This window comes from Bacteroides sp. GM023, assembly GCF_014750685.1.
GTDB lineage: Bacteria > Bacteroidota > Bacteroidia > Bacteroidales > Bacteroidaceae > Bacteroides.
Genome location: NZ_JAAXGE010000010.1, coordinates 41,983 through 57,623 on the forward strand (window position 1 = coordinate 41,983; position 15,641 = coordinate 57,623).

The following is a 15,641-nucleotide window of genomic DNA, read 5'->3' on the forward strand; positions in this document are numbered from 1 at the left end:
TGGTGATAAAATATCGCTTTTAGCGGTATAGAGAGATAAAAACAGGTTGTACACTAATAAGTCAAACGAATACCTGCCTGTATATTGAAATTGAACGGATTTTCTTTACGTATGGTCTGAATGTCCGATCCATCATCGAAATAATAAGCGACACCCGGTTCTACATAGATACCGACACGTTTAGTAGCATTCAACTGTGCACCTACCGCACCGGATACCGAGAATTGCAGAGGTTTCACAGTTTCCTTTTCGGAACCGAGCTTTCCATATACGCATTTCTCAACCATACCACCACCGGATACATAAAGAGTAACAAGTTTCTTATCAAGGAAGTTCCAGTTAGCACGCAACGGAACGCCGATATAGTGGAGTTTCTGTTCTATCTGATGGTCGTCATTCGCCAGTTTAGCGTCAGAAGAAAGGAGCGTATAAGTCAGACCAGATTCGAGAGAGAAGCCTTTGCCCAAGGCTTTACGGACGGATAATCCGAAAGAGATGGGTTGATGATGCTTAATATCGACTACTTGTTTTGCCTGGCGCAAGTAAGGCACTCCGTCCTCAAAGACCAAAGTCTGGTCGTTGGGAATCTCCATCAAACCGTTGGATACGGAAAGCATACTGACACGGGACATATAAGAATTCGCACCCGGGCCTACTTCTGAAGAAGCACCACCCGAATTCCCTACTCCAAGTCCCATCGACCATGTTCCTTTCCGGGAAGATGGTTTCTCGGCCGGGATATGATATTTATCTCTGCTGGAAGGACGGCGCGGTCTGTTGCTCGCAGTCGGTCGTTCCGTATCTTTCGTCTGAGTTTGAGTTTGACCGGCATTTGTTTCTTCGGTCGGTTCTCCCTCATTGATGACTGTTCCGGGTTCTTTTCCTTCTACTATAGATGTCGGTTCATCTTTCACGATGGGTTCATCTGCCGGCATCTTATGTTCCGGGATATTCCGGTCCACTTTTGCCAACCGATTCTCACGGGCAACGGGACGCAGGACAGGTTCGACGGAAGTTCCCTGTACGTCCGGCTGCTGCACACCCGGCAAGACATCGGGTGTAGAAGCTAGTGTAGGTGCTTGTATATGACGCATTTCATCCGCGGCAGGTGTCCCCAGGAAATACAGACTAACTGACGAAACAACAGCTAACAATATAACAGCCGCAGCCGCCATCATCCATTTTCGATAAGGATATATCTTCCTCTCCACAGGGGGCATAAGCTCTTTTTCCAGTTGTTCCCAACCGGAAGCAGGTGTCGGCTCGGAATAATCCGCGAGCTTCTCCTTCAACTTATTCATCCACAATTCTTTCTCTTCCATCTCTATCTATCCATTATGCATTATCCATTCTTTTACTCTTTTTGCCAATACCGTCTTCGCGCGAAACAGTTGCGAAGCCGAAGATTTCTCATTAATACCTAATACCTGAGCAATTTCTTTATGCGATTTGTCCTCGAACGTATAAAGGTTGAACACAGTGCGATACCCGGCAGGCAGTTCTTCGATAAACTGCATCAACACCTTTTGTGGTATCGCCTCTACATCAGAAGCATCCGGCTCTTCATATTCTTCGGGCAACTCTTCCAATGACGCCGCCTGATTGATTACATCATTCTTCCGGAGATACTGCAAAGCGGTATTGACTACCACCCGCTCCATCCAGGCCCGCAGGGAGCCTTCACCCCGCCAGGTGAACTTGTCGAAAGAGTCGAATATCTTTATAAAACTGTCGTGAAGCAGGTCCTGGGCCGTATCACGGTCGCCGGTATAGCGTAGACAGATGCCAAGCATACGCCCCGCATACTGCTCATACAGTTCCTTGCGGGCCCGGTTGTTTCCTTGCCTGCATTGTTCCGACAACTCTAATTCTTCCATTCGCTTATACACGTGTTTACCTTATAAATGCAGCAAAGATAGAAATACTGCATAGAGAGAACAACTCTTTTGCCACTTTTGTTTCTTTAACAGATGCAGATGCAATATTCTGCATTCCCGTGCATTTTCTGAATACAAAGCAATATTATTAATCAATCTAAAACCTAGTTTATATATGAAGAAATTTAAATTCATTGCCTTTATCTTTGCTATTATGACCACAATGCCGATTTTTCAGTCTTGTCTGGACGACGATAATAATCCGTCCGACTTGTTTGTTATCAGCACAATAAATATGATCAGCCAGGATAGCAAGGATTTTTATTTCACGCTGGATGATGGAAAAAAGATGTATCCAAGTAACGGACAAGGATGGAATGGTTTGGATTTTGTAGACGGACAGCGTGCCTTTGTCATGTTCAACGAGTTGGAAGAACCGGTGGGCGGATATGACTATAATGTGCAGGTAAAGCAAATCAATAAAATCCTGACCAAGGATATCGTCACCATGGATGATGAGGAAAATACGGAAGAAAAGATAGGAGATGATAAAATCAACGCTACCTATATGTGGATTAATAAGGATAAGAAGTATCTGACTATTGAATTCCAATATTATGGTACGCACAGCGAAGATAAGAAGCATTTCCTGAATCTGGTTATCAATAATCCTGTGCCGGCTCCTACTGCGGACGAAGAGGATGCGGAAGATGAGTATATCAACCTGGAATTCCGCCACAACAGTGAAGGGGATTACCCGCAGACTTTGGGTGAGGGCTATGTATCCTTCAAACTGGATGAAATCAAGAATCAGATGGAAGGAAAGAAAGGATTAAGAATTCGTGTAAATACCCTATATGGTGGGGTGAAAACATATGAAGTGAAATTTCCCTAATCTGCTAATCTAAGAAGCATGGAAGACACTCTTTTTTAATATTATATATTAATTACGCAAAAGAGGGCGGTAGTTGTGAAACTGCCGCCCCTCTTATTTTTTGTACTTCTTATTTTATCTGATAAAAAGATTGTTTATTTCTTATCTCCCAAATAATTCCATACGCCTGCGCTCAAAGCTGCTCCGACAAACGGGGCAATGATGAACAACCACAACTGTGAAAGGGCTTCTCCACCCTGGAACAATGCCGGAGCAATACTACGTGCCGGATTGACGGATGTACCCGTGATAGGAATACATACAATATGTACCAGTACTAAAGTAAGACCGATGGCGAGTCCGGCAAGATTGCCTGCACCTTTCTTCGGATCGGTAGATCCCAAAACCACTAATACGAAAATGAATGTAAATACTGCTTCTGCAATAAATGCTTGCAGCATTTCTCCATCACCAAAACCGTTCGAGCCTGTTGCCGTAGGACCATCGTGAGCTCCGGTAGATACCAAAGCGTAAAGAATAGCCGAGCCGATAATTGCTCCTATCACTTGGAAAATCATATACATCCCTGCGTCTTTTCCATTCATTCGTCCACTCAGGAATACTCCTAATGTAATAGCAGGATTAATGTGACAGCCCGAAATACCACCGATAGCATATGCCATCGCCACTACGGACAAACCAAAGGCCAAAGCCACGCCGATCGTTCCCACGCCAGCGCCTACTGTATCGGCCAAACCACCTGCAAAGACGGCACTACCACATCCCATAAGGACGAGTACCATCGTTCCAATCATTTCTGCAATGTACTTTTTCATACTTAATCAATAAATTGTTTATTTGTTTATTAGTTTATCTTTCAAAAGTAGATAATTAACTTCGGAAATCAAAGTCTATATGTATAATTATGATTAACTTTGCGGCATTTTTCGAATATAGAAAATTACACCCAATGAAAAAAGGACTTTTTTATGCTATACTGGCCTCTGTGTTATGGGCCATTGTGAATCCGTTTATCAAACAAGGACTAAGCTACGATTTTACTCCGATGAACTTTGCCGGGATTCGTTTCACGACTGTGGGGATTATCCTTTTCGCCTATACGTGGCACAAGGGAATGTGGAAGGAAATACGTCAGCACAGCAGATTGTTTCTGAATCTGATTCTTATCAATATGTTTATGGGATACACGGCTTTCTACTTTGGCGTGGATTTTGTGAGCGGTGCTATCTCGTCCATTATCATGGGGATGACTCCGCTTATCAATGTGCTACTGGCGCATTTGCTGGCAAGTAATGACAGGCTGAATGTTCATAAGATAATCAGTCTTGTGGTCAGTCTTATCGGTCTGTTCCTTATTATAGGAATGGGAAGTGACGGTGCGCCGCTCGATTGGAAGGGGATTACAGGTATTGCGTTGTTGCTGCTTAGTATTATTTTTCAAGGGTATTCCGCCATCTCCGTTTCGGAAGATAAGGGGAAGGTGAATCCTATTTTCCTGAATGCTGTGCAGATGTTCTTCGGTGGTCTGCTTATATATATGGTAGGACTGGGCACGGAAGGTTATCATTCTTTCATCGGAAAGCCGAGCGGATTCTATATCAGTCTTGGTATCCTGGTGTTTATTTCTGTTTTCGCTTTCAGCTTTTGGTTTATCGCCCTGCAAAGTAAGGGAGCGAAGGTCAGCGATATTAATATGTGCAGGTTGATTAATCCGATTCTCGGTGCGGTATTGAGCTGGATTATGCTTCCGGATGAATATCCGACATTCAGTACGGTGGCGGGAATGATTATTATCGTCAGCTCCCTGATTATTTATTTCAAAGGAGCTGAGATAGGTCAATGGTTCAAAAAGATTAAAGCATAAAATGAATCCGGACAGGTGATAAAAAACACTTGGACGGAATAGTATATATCGGAAGTACAACAAGCATTAGAAGCACAACAAACATCAGAAGCACAACAAGCATGGAGCTACCAAAAGCATTGGATAGATTGCAAGCATTGGAGCTATAGCAAACATTGGATAGACTGCAAAGTCAGCATTTCTTTGGGAACTGCTGCTTTTATCTCTTCTTTCAGTACGCAAAGCAGGCTGTGGCGCACGAAATCTCTGTTTGTAGCTAGTACGACCTGGCGCGTCGGGCGCGGAATGGCGAATGGGCGTACCAATTTCCGTTGTTCTTCTGTGAGTTGGGACACGGCGAGTTCAGGAATAAAAGTAATTCCTTTTCCACTTTCCACCATGCGCATAAAGGTTTCCATACTCCCCAGACGGTAGGCCATCTGACTGACTTTCACAGCTTCCATCTGGCAGAAACGGACGAGTTGGTCACGGAAACAATGTCCTTCATCCAACAGCCAAAGTCGTTCACCGGTTATATCGGAAGTACGGATGACATCATGCTTGAAAGAGGGTTCTTTCTTGGATACATAGGCATAGAATTGTTCATAAAACAATGTTTCTTCCGTGAGGAACGTATCTTCGAGTTTACTAGCTATGATTCCTGCATCCAAATCTCCAGAATGTAATGCTTGCTGTACGTCTTGAGTCTTCATTTCTGTGACTCTGATGTCCAGTTCGGGATATTTCTCCATTAGTTGCGGGAAGAAGCGGGGAAGCAGATAGGGTGCAATAGTCGGCAATACGCCCAGACGGAATACGCCGGACAGGGATTGCTTCTCTTCGCTGATGATTTCTTTCACCTGGGATGCTTGCGCCAGGATCACACGTGCCTGGTCTATTACTTTCTCACCAATGGCTGTCGGGCAAACAGGTTGCACAGTCCGGTCGAACAGCTTCACTCCCAGTTCATCTTCCAGTTTCTGAATCATTGCACTCAATGTGGGTTGTGTCACCCGGCAGTATTCCGCTGCGCGGGCAAAGTGCCGGAACTGGTCAACGGCTAATATGTATTCTAATTGTTGTATTGTCATCTATCAAATTGTTTAATGTTATAGATTGTATCTATGCAAAGATAGAAATTTTCAGTTTGACAGCAAGCACTTTTCGCCTTATCTTTGCAATACAGAAAAAAAGAAAATTAATATAAATCATTAAAAACAATAAGATTATGAAGACTTTAGAATTTATCAAATTGAACGAATCAGGAGCAAACAACGTAGTAGCATCTTTGCAACAACTATTAGCAGACTTCCAAGTGTATTACACGAATCTTCGCGGTTTCCACTGGAATATCAAAGGACATAACTTCTTCGTTCTCCACAGCCAGTTCGAAAAGATGTATGACGACACTGCCGAAAAGGTGGACGAAATCGCAGAACGTATCTTGATGTTAGGCGGAACTCCTGCCAATAAATTCAGTGATTATCTGAAAGTTGCCGGTATCAACGAAGTGGATAAGGTAAGCAATGGAGACGAAGCACTGAACAGCATCCTTCAGTCCATCAGTTATCTGATTGGTGAAGAACGTAAGATTCTGTCTATCGCTTCACAAGCCGGAGACGAGGTAACCGTTTCGATGATGAGCGATTATCTGAAAGAACAGGAGAAGTTGGTTTGGATGTTGGTGGCTTACAATAGCAAGTAATTTTATAAGGGTTTAGGTTTTAAGTGAAGAAGAGAGAATACTTCCATTATATGGGGTATTCTCTCTTTCTTTTTCATTATAATGTCAATGCTGTAAATCTACATTCCATGTTTATTTATCAAATCTGACATTAGGTTCCCATTCTGTTATAACGCTTGCCGAAGTGGCCGTTGCAGTATGCCCGTTACCAGTTATGTCAGTAAAGGAAAGACCAGTACCTTCATCCATAGGCCAATAAGCAATCAAATCAGGATTGTCCGGACTAATGGCAAAGAACATATTGTTCTTAATTTGATTAGGAGTTCTTGCAACTTTCCACAAGCGTACCTGACTCATACCACACTTATCCGGGAAGTAACTGCCGCTGGATATCATTTCTACAAGATCCATGCGTACTTCGCCATTCTTTGGTGAAGGGGGATCGAACTTAACATCCGGTTCGCCATTACGGTAAATAGTAAAGGTAGTTCCATCATAAACAAATGCCAGATGATACCAGGTATTAGAAACGAAATCACGTGCTGTTTCCACCTGTCCGCCCAATGTCTTCACCTGAAGATAGTTGTAGGGGCCATTGGCGTCTCCAAAACGGATATAGATTTCGTGGTCGCTACTACCAAGATTAAAGATGGCCTGATTGTTTTTGCTGAAAGCTGACATGCGAACCCAACATTCCAAGCTCCATTGCGCAACACCGATTCCCCATTTTTCTTCGGGAAGAGTAGTTATTTTACCCGAAGCTCCTGTCATTACCGGAACAGATACAATCAACGGTTTAGCCAACAAATATATAAATTTGGACTGGGTAACCGACATATCGACATTTCCAGTGACTACATCTCCCAATTCAATAGGAAAAGCATAGTTTTTTCCCTGGGTATCAAAGTTTTCAATATGGATTCTGTATCCTGCGCTAATATCTCCTGCCGGAATAGTAACTTTCGCATTTTCAGGCAGTTTATAGCTGGATAAAAGTTCGTATTCCGTACTGTTCTGCTCATTATATTCTGCCAGCAAAGCAGGATTCAACTTCAGTGTCACTTCCGTATCACGTTCCATTTTCTTAGCAAGCCGGACAATGATGTTTATATCAGCCCCCGTCGTTTCAATAAATACCGTAGTAGACTTGGATGAAGAAGCTGCATCAGCAATATAAATGCTATTGCTTTTCGTGCTATACTCGGCGTTATCACAGCCGAAGAATATCATTGCAAATAGTATGGCCAAGATGCTCGATTGATATATTTTTTTCATAATTTATTATTTTTAATTCAACAATCCGGATTCGTTCATCACTCTTCCGGTGCAGGTTCTACAGGATTCAGCCTCTCTTTATATATGTTATACATATTAGTTATTCCCTGACGCAGGAAATAGTATTCGGGAGAACCGTTATAATCACCTTTTCCTTGATTATAATCAAAACCGGAACGATAAAGTCCGCATCCGCCTATCTGCTCATTGATATCATTTTTATTATAAACGTACTTGGACATTCCCAGGAATCCACCGCCTGTACCGGCATAAGACTCAAAGTTTTCGGTAAAGATGGTTCTTCTCACAATCTCGTCTTTCGTAATAGTGCCGTCATTTACCCAATTCTCCATATCCGTGAAGACTCCTTCCAGACGGGTAGTTAAACTACTCGCTGATGTTACTCCATAAGCCTGAAGAACAAAGTAATCGACATAATGGGAAACCCAGTCTTTATCCATACGACCTCTGATACCAATTTCACCATCGATAATGAATAATAATCCCGGTTTAGCCGGTTTACGTCCATCACGTTCTGTTCGTTGTGAACCATTACCAAACCAATAGCTAAGTTCTTCTACGAAAATTCTTCTTTGCACTTTATTCGTCCACAGATAATTACTGGAGCCACCACCGCCCTGCGGTTCGTAATCCCAGTCGTAACCATCATATCCGGATTCTATCACATGATCGTAGATAGCCTCGGCATAAGTGCGGATAGCCGGTCTTACTACAGCTTCATCACTGCTATTGCCAATATTATATATAGGCAGTTCGGGCATATCATCTCCGACCTGTGCAGAGAAAAGGGTAACTACTACTTTCGTTCCTTTTACTTTTTGCACATATTCCATATCTGCACGACGTTCCGGACTTAGGTCAAACTTTGGATGACCTCCCCAGTTGGAAGCTATCGTTACGGAATCCGGCAAACCTCTTAGACTATTCTCACCCGTGGGAGAAGTTCCTGTCCAGTTGTCGAACCAAACAAATATCTGAGGCAGATTCGGAGTGTTTTTCCATTCGCGTAAAGCTGCATAATCAGCTTCAGTTTTCGTTGTCCCATTTAAATCCGACTCTCCAAATTTTATAGGTTCAATCTCTACCCAATCGCTGCATCCCGCTAAAATCATGCAGGCGAAAGTTATATAGAACGATATATTTAAATATTTCATCTTCATAATATTACATTTTTAAGATTTAATTCTTACGTGCCCACCAAAGATCCGTAGCTCCCGTATCGGCTCCTCCCAACAAGTTGGCTACAGCGGCTTCGACATTCTGTGTATTGCCGGAGTATTCGGAAACAGGATAAGGCAAACGACGTACCAGGCGAGTCTTGGAATTAGTAATACTACCTATGGAATTGGCAGAACTTAGATTACTCTGAGCTGTAATCATCTGCGGATATCCTGTACGACGATGGTCTGCCCAAGCTTCAAATCCCAATGGATAGTTGGCAAGCCATTTCTGGGTGATGATCTTTTCCAATTTCATGGTTGTGGTAGCCGAGCCATGATCCCAGGATACTGTAATAGAGCTAAAACTCGGGGCATTCACGTTTCCGTTAGGATCGTTATACCGGGTTGCAGATGTAGTACCAGCCAAATAAGTACCTATCGCTACACCATGTTGCTCCATTGAAGTAGTAATCCCCTGCTCATAATAGATTTTACTTTGGCTTGTTCCACCGGGAATCCATCCTTGTAATGCCGCTTCAGCCTTCAGAAAGAATGTCTCTGCCGCACAATAAACCAATAAAGGAGAATCCTTTTTGAATGCCGGTTTAGAATATTGAGCTGTTCCGTAAATGCCTTTATTAATATTAGGAATACCGATACGAACACCACGATAAACATCATCCGCCGTCTTGAGCATATAAACAGAACGACGAGGATCGCTATATCCATTCATGTAAGCAGACATCATGGCATTCATGGCAAGATCTCCCCAGTCATTGGATGCCTTGTAGTAAGGATTATCAGTAGTAGGCAAGAAAGCATTATCGCCATTAGATTCAATAACACCGGCTGCAATCGCCTTTGTCATCACTACTTTTGCGTAATCCGTATCTACATTGGCTATACGAACTGCCATACGAAACTTCAAAGAATTGGCAAACCGCACCCATTTACTAAAATCACCGTCGTAAATCAGGTCAAATTCTGCGATTGGAATTTTCTTTCCTTTATTTTCTTCCAAAAAGACAGTCAATGCATTAATGCTCTCGTCCAAGTCATCAATCATTTTATGATATATATCTTCTACGCTATCATATTCTACAGCAAACTGTCCACCACCCATCTTTGAATAAGGAATAGGCCCATAAGTATCCGTAACACGCAGCATTACTGCCACCCGGATGATATTAACCCATGAAAATACATATCCTTTTCCTTCTGTCACTTCTTTAATAGTCAGGTAGTTGGAATAGAATTTAGTAAACAGTGTATTGAAAGGGTATTCTACCCAGTTGGCCGGGGGATTGAAAGTACCGAAATTAGTACCTTGCCAGTTATTGGTCGTAGCAAAGTATCCACCGTACTGTCCACCCACCATTTGCTCAATCATCTGATTCTGATTCTCCTGAAAATTATGTATCAGATAAAGCATACTGGGAATCAGCGTACCTACCCTTTCTGCTTCAGTCATATCTTTGGTAGGATCCGGGTTGGTCGGATGAGTATTCAACTCCTCAAAATTACCCGTACACGATGCGAATAGTACTGCACAGCAGATACTCATCGCTACTATTATCGTTGTTTTAAATCTATATTGTTTCATGATTTAGTATCAGTTTAGAATTGTAATTTAAGACTAAAGCCGATGTTTCTTAAACTCGGTTGCATAAAGTAATCCACACCCGTATAGTAAGTATTCGTTGCCGAAGCCACTAATTCCGGGTCGAAAGGAGCCTTACAATAGATCATACCTAAATTATTTCCAACTACTCCCAACGTTACATCAGCAATATTGTACAGTTTCTTTCTTGGTATCGTATATTCAACACTGACTTCCTGAAGACGGATATTGGTTGCCTTATAAATATAATGGGCTCCTTGTCCCGTACCGGCAGCCACGATGTTAAGATAATCACGTGCCGATATCTTCTTTTGGTTGATAGTGATATTATCTTGTTCACGCAACTTGGCACTATATTCCGAAACTCCGTATCTGTCAAGAACTGCCTGCGTATTCGAAACAACATTTCCTCCGAATCGTCCGGTCAGCAGAACGTTAAGTCTGACACCTTTATAGGAGAATGAATTTCTCCATCCCATATTGACTTTCGGAAGCAGGGAACCTACCTTTTTATATTCTGTATTCACCATTGATGGTAGGAATGTGGTAGGATTAAGGTAAACATATCCATTGTCATCACGTTGGAAATCACGGTTTACATAGATATCACCCATCGTACCGCCTTCTGTCAGTCTGACAATAGGAGAACCTGTACTTCCCAATGTAGCTTTATCCACATAAGGCATCTGGATCAATTCTCCGGTCACTGTGTTTCTAACACCGTCTGCCAGTTTCTTTACCTTATTCTTATTATAGGTAAAAGTGACGTTTGATGCCCAAGAGAAACCTGCCCATTCATTTTGATAGCCCAAGGCCATTTCAATACCTTTATTCTGTACATTACCGGCCTGTATGTTTACTCCTTCATAACCGGAACCGGCAGGAAGAGAAGCAACAAACGTCTGATGACGGGTGTCCGACTGATAATAAGTAATATCAAAATTAAGCGCTCCTCTAAAGAATTTCATGTTAAGTCCCGCTTCAAACGAATTCGTGATTTCCGGCTTCAGATAGCGATTCGGATAAAGTGATTTCGCTTCATACTGGTTGGCCTGATCGTTATATTCGTAATACTCTCTTGTCAGATAAGGCGCATATGAACTACCAACCGACGTGAAAGAAAGACGAGCTTTCAGGAATGTAAACCAATCCGGTAACTTGACAACTTCACTGATTATACCGGAAAGCCCCACCGAAGGATACATGAAGGACTTATCTCCTGATTCAGAGAATGCCAATGCCGAATCCCAGTCATTACGCGCTGTGAGAGTGAGATATAAGAAATGTCTATACCCCAATTCCACGTTGGCAAAGATTGACTGTGTCTGACGTTTAAGCCCGTCATCATCAATCTTGAAGTTTCCTGTACGATCCATATTCTCAGCAGTAAAGTAATTGGTAGCGTTTTTAAGGTCACCGATCAGCGAATTGGATTCCGTTCGTATATCCTTAATAGATGCTCCCAAGTTGGCCGACAATGAAAAGTCATTGAATGTTTTGTTGATATTAGCCAGAACATCTGCATAGATTTGCCTGTCACTGCGCGTACCTTGAGAGTATCGTCCTTTAGAGCCGGCAAACGTAGCCAATGTACCTGCATAACGTTCTTCAGTATTGCGATAATCTGAATTATCAACATTGACACGTCCTTGCACATTCAACCAATCCGTAATAATATATTGCAAACCGGCAGCCAATTTATAACGTCTTTTTTCAGACTTGCTATCCATCCGGTTCATAATCCAATAAGGATTTTGAATAGATAACCCCTGATCTCCGTATGGCCAATACTGATTGTTCACTCCCATCAACTCATCATAACGCTCATAGATTCTCACTTCATCAAAATCTTCTCCACGAGGGAATAGATAAAGAGCAGGAAGAGGATTGAAATACTGTCCTTGGGAAACCATGTTCTTGCTGTTCTGAATAACATAGTTTGCGCTGACATCCAAAATAAGATTATTGTTTATAAAAGAGGTTGTATTACGGAACAGGAAGTTGTATCTGTTATACTTATTGTTCGGTAAAATACCGGCTGAATTATTCACTGATGCCGAAATATAGGTCTGGCTCTTGTCATTTCCCGTTGCCAATGAAACTGAATTAGAAACATTGCTACCAGTGTTGAAGAACTTCTTAGGATCATACCGGTAATCTGTCTTTTCACCCCAACTTGTTGTTTCACCTGTTACATTTCCATATGTATTCTGGAATTTAGGCATCATAAGCGGACTACTGAAAGTAGTATTATTACTAAAAGTAAGCACGGTCTTATCCGCACGACCTTTCTTCGTAGTAATCAGCACAACTCCATTGGCTCCTTCATATCCGTAAAGGGCAGCCGCCGACGGACCAGTCAGCAAAGTCATACTTTCGATGTCATCCGGATTGATGTCTGCCGCAGATTCACTACCCGGTTGTGCAGACAAGGCCCCTTCATCGACTTCGCTATTTATACTCGAATTATACATGGGGATTCCATCAATCACATAAAGTGCATTGTTACTTTGAGAGATGGACTTGGCACCACGCATAACCACCTTAACGGCTCCACCGGGACCGGATGCACTTGTATTGATTGTTGCTCCGGCTACCTTTCCGACAAGCGCGTTCATGAAGTTAGCGCTTTTTACAGTAGTCAGTTCATCGCTCTTCACTTGTTGTACATTGTAACTCAAAGCTTTTTCAGCACGTTTAATACCTAATGCTGTTACAACGACTTCATCAAGGACTTTCGTATCGGGAATTAATGTTATGTTATAAATATCCCTATCCTGAACTTTGATGCTTTGAGTAGCATAACCTATATAAGAAATCTTCAAAGTAGCATTCTTAAATGCCTGTATTGAAAACTCCCCGTCAATATTAGTTATAGTACCTGCATCTGTTCCGTCAACAGAAACATTCACCCCAATTAGTGCTTCGCCTTGTTCGTCAACTACCTTACCTTTAATCTGCTTAGCCACCGGAGTGTCTTGTTTGACAGGAGTTATCATAATGTAACCATCCTTCAGTTTATAACCGAATCCTGTTCCTTTCAAGATAGCATCAAGAGCTTGTTCTAAAGTTTGATTATTGATGTTCAGCGAGATACGCTTGTTGCCTCCCAATTGTGATTCATTGTAAGCAACGGACATTTTAGATTGTTTTTCAATCTCCGTCAGAGCCTCCCGTAATGTAATTTCATTCCCTTTCAGGTTTATCCTCACATTGCCTTGGGCAAATAGAGCTGTCTGCATGAATAACAAACAGCAAAAAAATGTTATACATTTAGCTTTTAATAGATATAAATTCATATCTTCGTAGCGTTTTTAGTGTTAAACTCATAATATTATATTCGTCAAAAATTAAGCTATTGGCTTTAATACTAAAAAAGACATTTCATATCCGGAATCAGGCGGCATCCTTTTTCCGGATACTTTTTTTCATGATGGTAGTGTTTATAAGGTTGAACAATATATTATTTCAATTCATTATTTCTTCGTTTTTATATAGCATACATTTCCTTCTATTTTATAGTTAAATCCTCCCACTATCTCTCCCATAACATTCATTATTTCTTCGATGCTGGCATTCTGCCGGAAACTGAAGTTATATTTATCATTACTGAAACTACTTATATTACACTGGAAAGTGACATTAAACCGTCGTTCTAAAGTAAACAGAATCTCTTTCATTGTTTTTCCTCTAAATACAAACAGCCCTTTCTGCCAGGCAGTCACATCTTCTATATTCGCATTGGCAAGAAAGCTTTGGGAAGTAGTATTCTGATAAACAATCTGTTCTCCCGGATTCAATATATAGCTATTCTTCCCTCCATTACAATCTACTTTTATTTTACCGGTCAGCAATGTTGCTATTATCTCATTAGTCTCCGGGTATGCTGCCACATTAAATTCTGTTCCTAAAGCTGTGACAGATACTGTACCCGACTTCACGATAAAGGGTTTATCGGGATTCTTCATCACCCGGAAATTTGCTTCTCCTATCAGATATACCGTACGTGTATCTCCTTTAAATGTTTCCGGGTAAAGCAGTAAAGTCCCCGAGTTTGTCTGTACTTTACTCCCATCGGGCAGTTCAATTACATTCATATTGCCGGCAGAAGCAAAGTTCTCTACCATAGCCGCTTCCGAATATTTATTCTTTGTCAAAAAGAATGTCCCAGAAATCGAAATTGCGAAAATCACAACTGCAGCAGCCGTATATTGCCATCCCCGTATTCGGAACCTTCGCGTTTTCTTTTGTTCGTTTACACCTACTTTATCATATACTTCAGAAAGGGAATTCCATGTGCTTGTGTCGATTTTGCCCTCTGTTTCTTCCCATAATGTATGCAGTGCAGCTTCTTTTTCATCCGCATGCTTCTCATCCACTAACCATTGATGAATTTCTTTGGTCAGCATCTCATTGTGCCGGGAAGCCGTAAATGCACTAATAATTCTTTGAATATAATCCTTCATTTTTTATTGCTTATATAATATAGACAACTAGCTAAAAGAGACTACTCAACCGAAATACAAAAAAAATGCAATTAATATGACTTTTTTTAGTTCTTGCAGCGCCAAATAAATATGGCGTTCCACTGTACGGATTGAAAGTTGCAGATTATCAGCTATTTCCTGATTACTCAACCCTTCCTTCCGGCTCATAATAAAAACTTTTTTTCGCTGTTCCGGCATGCTGTCCAATGCCAATTTTAATAATAGTTCAATTTCTTTTGCGTAAAGTTCGTCATGAATATCTGCCTCGAAAGATGGAGAATCTTCCTGTGCCAACTGCTCCTGATAGTTGAACTCGACAGATTTATGTTTTATGAAATTATAGATGTGATTACGCACCATCGTATAAATGTAACTATTCCATGTATCTTGTTTTTCCCAGATTTCCGGATTATCCCATAATTTGACAAACACATCCTGTGCAATGTCTTCCGCATCATCTTCCGATTTTAGAATCTTCCACGCAAAGGCCTTGACTTTCGGGAAAGTAACAATGAAAAATCGTTCGAATTTCTTTTTTCTTTCTTGTTCGTCTAGGTAATTCATCTGAGATTTTAGGTTATTATTATTTATATAGGAGCCAAATGTAGATTGTTTAAACGGAAAAAACAAATAATGGAACAATAAAAAAAATATCTTGTTTTTGCGTGTCCGGGATAGTTTACACTATCCCGGACACGCAAAAACAGGCTTAAAATAGCCATAAACCTATCAAAACATATGTTCTATCGAATGTACTTACTCTAAAGTTGTTCTCTTT

General features: G+C 41.4%; 13 protein-coding genes. 3 read left to right on the top strand and 10 right to left on the bottom strand.

Going from position 1 to position 15,641, the window contains the following annotated elements:
* Window positions 1–53 precede the first annotated feature (53 nt).
* Window positions 54–1,322, bottom strand: coding sequence for an outer membrane beta-barrel protein (locus HC965_RS20480; RefSeq protein WP_191033203.1), 1,269 nt, complete (start codon window positions 1,320–1,322; stop codon window positions 54–56).
* A 6-nt stretch (window positions 1,323–1,328) separates the two neighbouring features.
* Window positions 1,329–1,877 carry an RNA polymerase sigma factor gene (locus HC965_RS20485; protein ID WP_044656479.1) on the bottom strand — a complete coding sequence of 183 codons (549 nt, stop codon included), beginning with the start codon at window positions 1,875–1,877 and terminating at the stop codon, window positions 1,329–1,331.
* A gap of 175 nt (window positions 1,878–2,052) precedes the next feature.
* On the opposite strand from HC965_RS20485, the gene HC965_RS20490 reads away from it, so the two are divergent.
* On the top strand, window positions 2,053–2,772 hold the full coding sequence (locus HC965_RS20490) for a NigD-like protein (RefSeq protein ID WP_191033204.1): 720 nt from the start codon (window positions 2,053–2,055) through the stop codon (window positions 2,770–2,772).
* Window positions 2,773–2,906: 134 nt separating this feature from the next.
* Here the strand turns inward: HC965_RS20490 and HC965_RS20495 are convergent, their stop codons facing one another.
* A complete protein-coding gene (locus tag HC965_RS20495; protein ID WP_167963768.1) occupies window positions 2,907–3,587 on the bottom strand; it encodes an MIP family channel protein in 681 nt (226 codons plus the stop codon).
* A 134-nt stretch (window positions 3,588–3,721) separates the two neighbouring features.
* Here HC965_RS20495 and HC965_RS20500 point away from each other — a divergent pair, with 134 nt between their 5' ends.
* Window positions 3,722–4,636 (top strand): DMT family transporter, encoded by a 915-nt coding sequence (locus HC965_RS20500; protein WP_191033205.1) that lies wholly within the window; start codon window positions 3,722–3,724, stop codon window positions 4,634–4,636.
* A gap of 143 nt (window positions 4,637–4,779) precedes the next feature.
* Here HC965_RS20500 and HC965_RS20505 read toward each other — a convergent pair whose 3' ends face one another.
* Entirely contained in the window at window positions 4,780–5,706 is a 927-nt protein-coding gene (locus HC965_RS20505; protein ID WP_191033206.1) for a hydrogen peroxide-inducible genes activator, read from the bottom strand.
* A gap of 137 nt (window positions 5,707–5,843) precedes the next feature.
* Here HC965_RS20505 and HC965_RS20510 point away from each other — a divergent pair, with 137 nt between their 5' ends.
* Entirely contained in the window at window positions 5,844–6,320 is a 477-nt protein-coding gene (locus tag HC965_RS20510) for a Dps family protein (RefSeq protein WP_022140087.1), read from the top strand.
* Between the two features lie 111 nt (window positions 6,321–6,431).
* Here the strand turns inward: HC965_RS20510 and HC965_RS20515 are convergent, their stop codons facing one another.
* The 6 genes from HC965_RS20515 to HC965_RS20540 form a co-directional block, all read right to left on the bottom strand.
* A complete protein-coding gene (locus HC965_RS20515) occupies window positions 6,432–7,574 on the bottom strand; it encodes a DUF1735 and LamG domain-containing protein (protein ID WP_191033207.1) in 1,143 nt (380 codons plus the stop codon).
* A 38-nt stretch (window positions 7,575–7,612) separates the two neighbouring features.
* A complete protein-coding gene (locus tag HC965_RS20520) occupies window positions 7,613–8,755 on the bottom strand; it encodes a glycoside hydrolase family 18 (protein ID WP_191033208.1) in 1,143 nt (380 codons plus the stop codon).
* A gap of 19 nt (window positions 8,756–8,774) precedes the next feature.
* Window positions 8,775–10,358, bottom strand: coding sequence for a SusD/RagB family nutrient-binding outer membrane lipoprotein (locus tag HC965_RS20525; protein ID WP_191033209.1), 1,584 nt, complete (start codon window positions 10,356–10,358; stop codon window positions 8,775–8,777).
* A gap of 14 nt (window positions 10,359–10,372) precedes the next feature.
* Entirely contained in the window at window positions 10,373–13,618 is a 3,246-nt protein-coding gene (locus tag HC965_RS20530; protein ID WP_191033210.1) for a SusC/RagA family TonB-linked outer membrane protein, read from the bottom strand.
* A gap of 234 nt (window positions 13,619–13,852) precedes the next feature.
* Window positions 13,853–14,842, bottom strand: coding sequence for a FecR family protein (locus HC965_RS20535; RefSeq protein ID WP_191033211.1), 990 nt, complete (start codon window positions 14,840–14,842; stop codon window positions 13,853–13,855).
* A 45-nt stretch (window positions 14,843–14,887) separates the two neighbouring features.
* Window positions 14,888–15,427, bottom strand: coding sequence for an RNA polymerase sigma-70 factor (locus tag HC965_RS20540; RefSeq protein ID WP_191033212.1), 540 nt, complete (start codon window positions 15,425–15,427; stop codon window positions 14,888–14,890).
* Window positions 15,428–15,641 lie beyond the last annotated feature (214 nt).

What these genes read in the sequence shown, in the direction of transcription:
- HC965_RS20480 (WP_191033203.1), bottom strand. Translation starts at nt 1,322, where the DNA reads ATGGAAGAGAAAGAATTGTGGATGAATAAGTTGAAGGAGAAGCTCGCG.
- HC965_RS20485 (WP_044656479.1), bottom strand. Translation starts at nt 1,877, where the DNA reads ATGGAAGAATTAGAGTTGTCGGAACAATGCAGGCAAGGAAACAACCGG.
- HC965_RS20490 (WP_191033204.1), top strand. Translation starts at nt 2,053, where the DNA reads ATGAAGAAATTTAAATTCATTGCCTTTATCTTTGCTATTATGACCACA.
- HC965_RS20495 (WP_167963768.1), bottom strand. Translation starts at nt 3,587, where the DNA reads ATGAAAAAGTACATTGCAGAAATGATTGGAACGATGGTACTCGTCCTT.
- HC965_RS20500 (WP_191033205.1), top strand. Translation starts at nt 3,722, where the DNA reads ATGAAAAAAGGACTTTTTTATGCTATACTGGCCTCTGTGTTATGGGCC.
- HC965_RS20505 (WP_191033206.1), bottom strand. Translation starts at nt 5,706, where the DNA reads ATGACAATACAACAATTAGAATACATATTAGCCGTTGACCAGTTCCGG.
- HC965_RS20510 (WP_022140087.1), top strand. Translation starts at nt 5,844, where the DNA reads ATGAAGACTTTAGAATTTATCAAATTGAACGAATCAGGAGCAAACAAC.
- HC965_RS20515 (WP_191033207.1), bottom strand. Translation starts at nt 7,574, where the DNA reads ATGAAAAAAATATATCAATCGAGCATCTTGGCCATACTATTTGCAATG.
- HC965_RS20520 (WP_191033208.1), bottom strand. Translation starts at nt 8,755, where the DNA reads ATGAAGATGAAATATTTAAATATATCGTTCTATATAACTTTCGCCTGC.
- HC965_RS20525 (WP_191033209.1), bottom strand. Translation starts at nt 10,358, where the DNA reads ATGAAACAATATAGATTTAAAACAACGATAATAGTAGCGATGAGTATC.
- HC965_RS20530 (WP_191033210.1), bottom strand. Translation starts at nt 13,618, where the DNA reads ATGCAGACAGCTCTATTTGCCCAAGGCAATGTGAGGATAAACCTGAAA.
- HC965_RS20535 (WP_191033211.1), bottom strand. Translation starts at nt 14,842, where the DNA reads ATGAAGGATTATATTCAAAGAATTATTAGTGCATTTACGGCTTCCCGG.
- HC965_RS20540 (WP_191033212.1), bottom strand. Translation starts at nt 15,427, where the DNA reads ATGAATTACCTAGACGAACAAGAAAGAAAAAAGAAATTCGAACGATTT.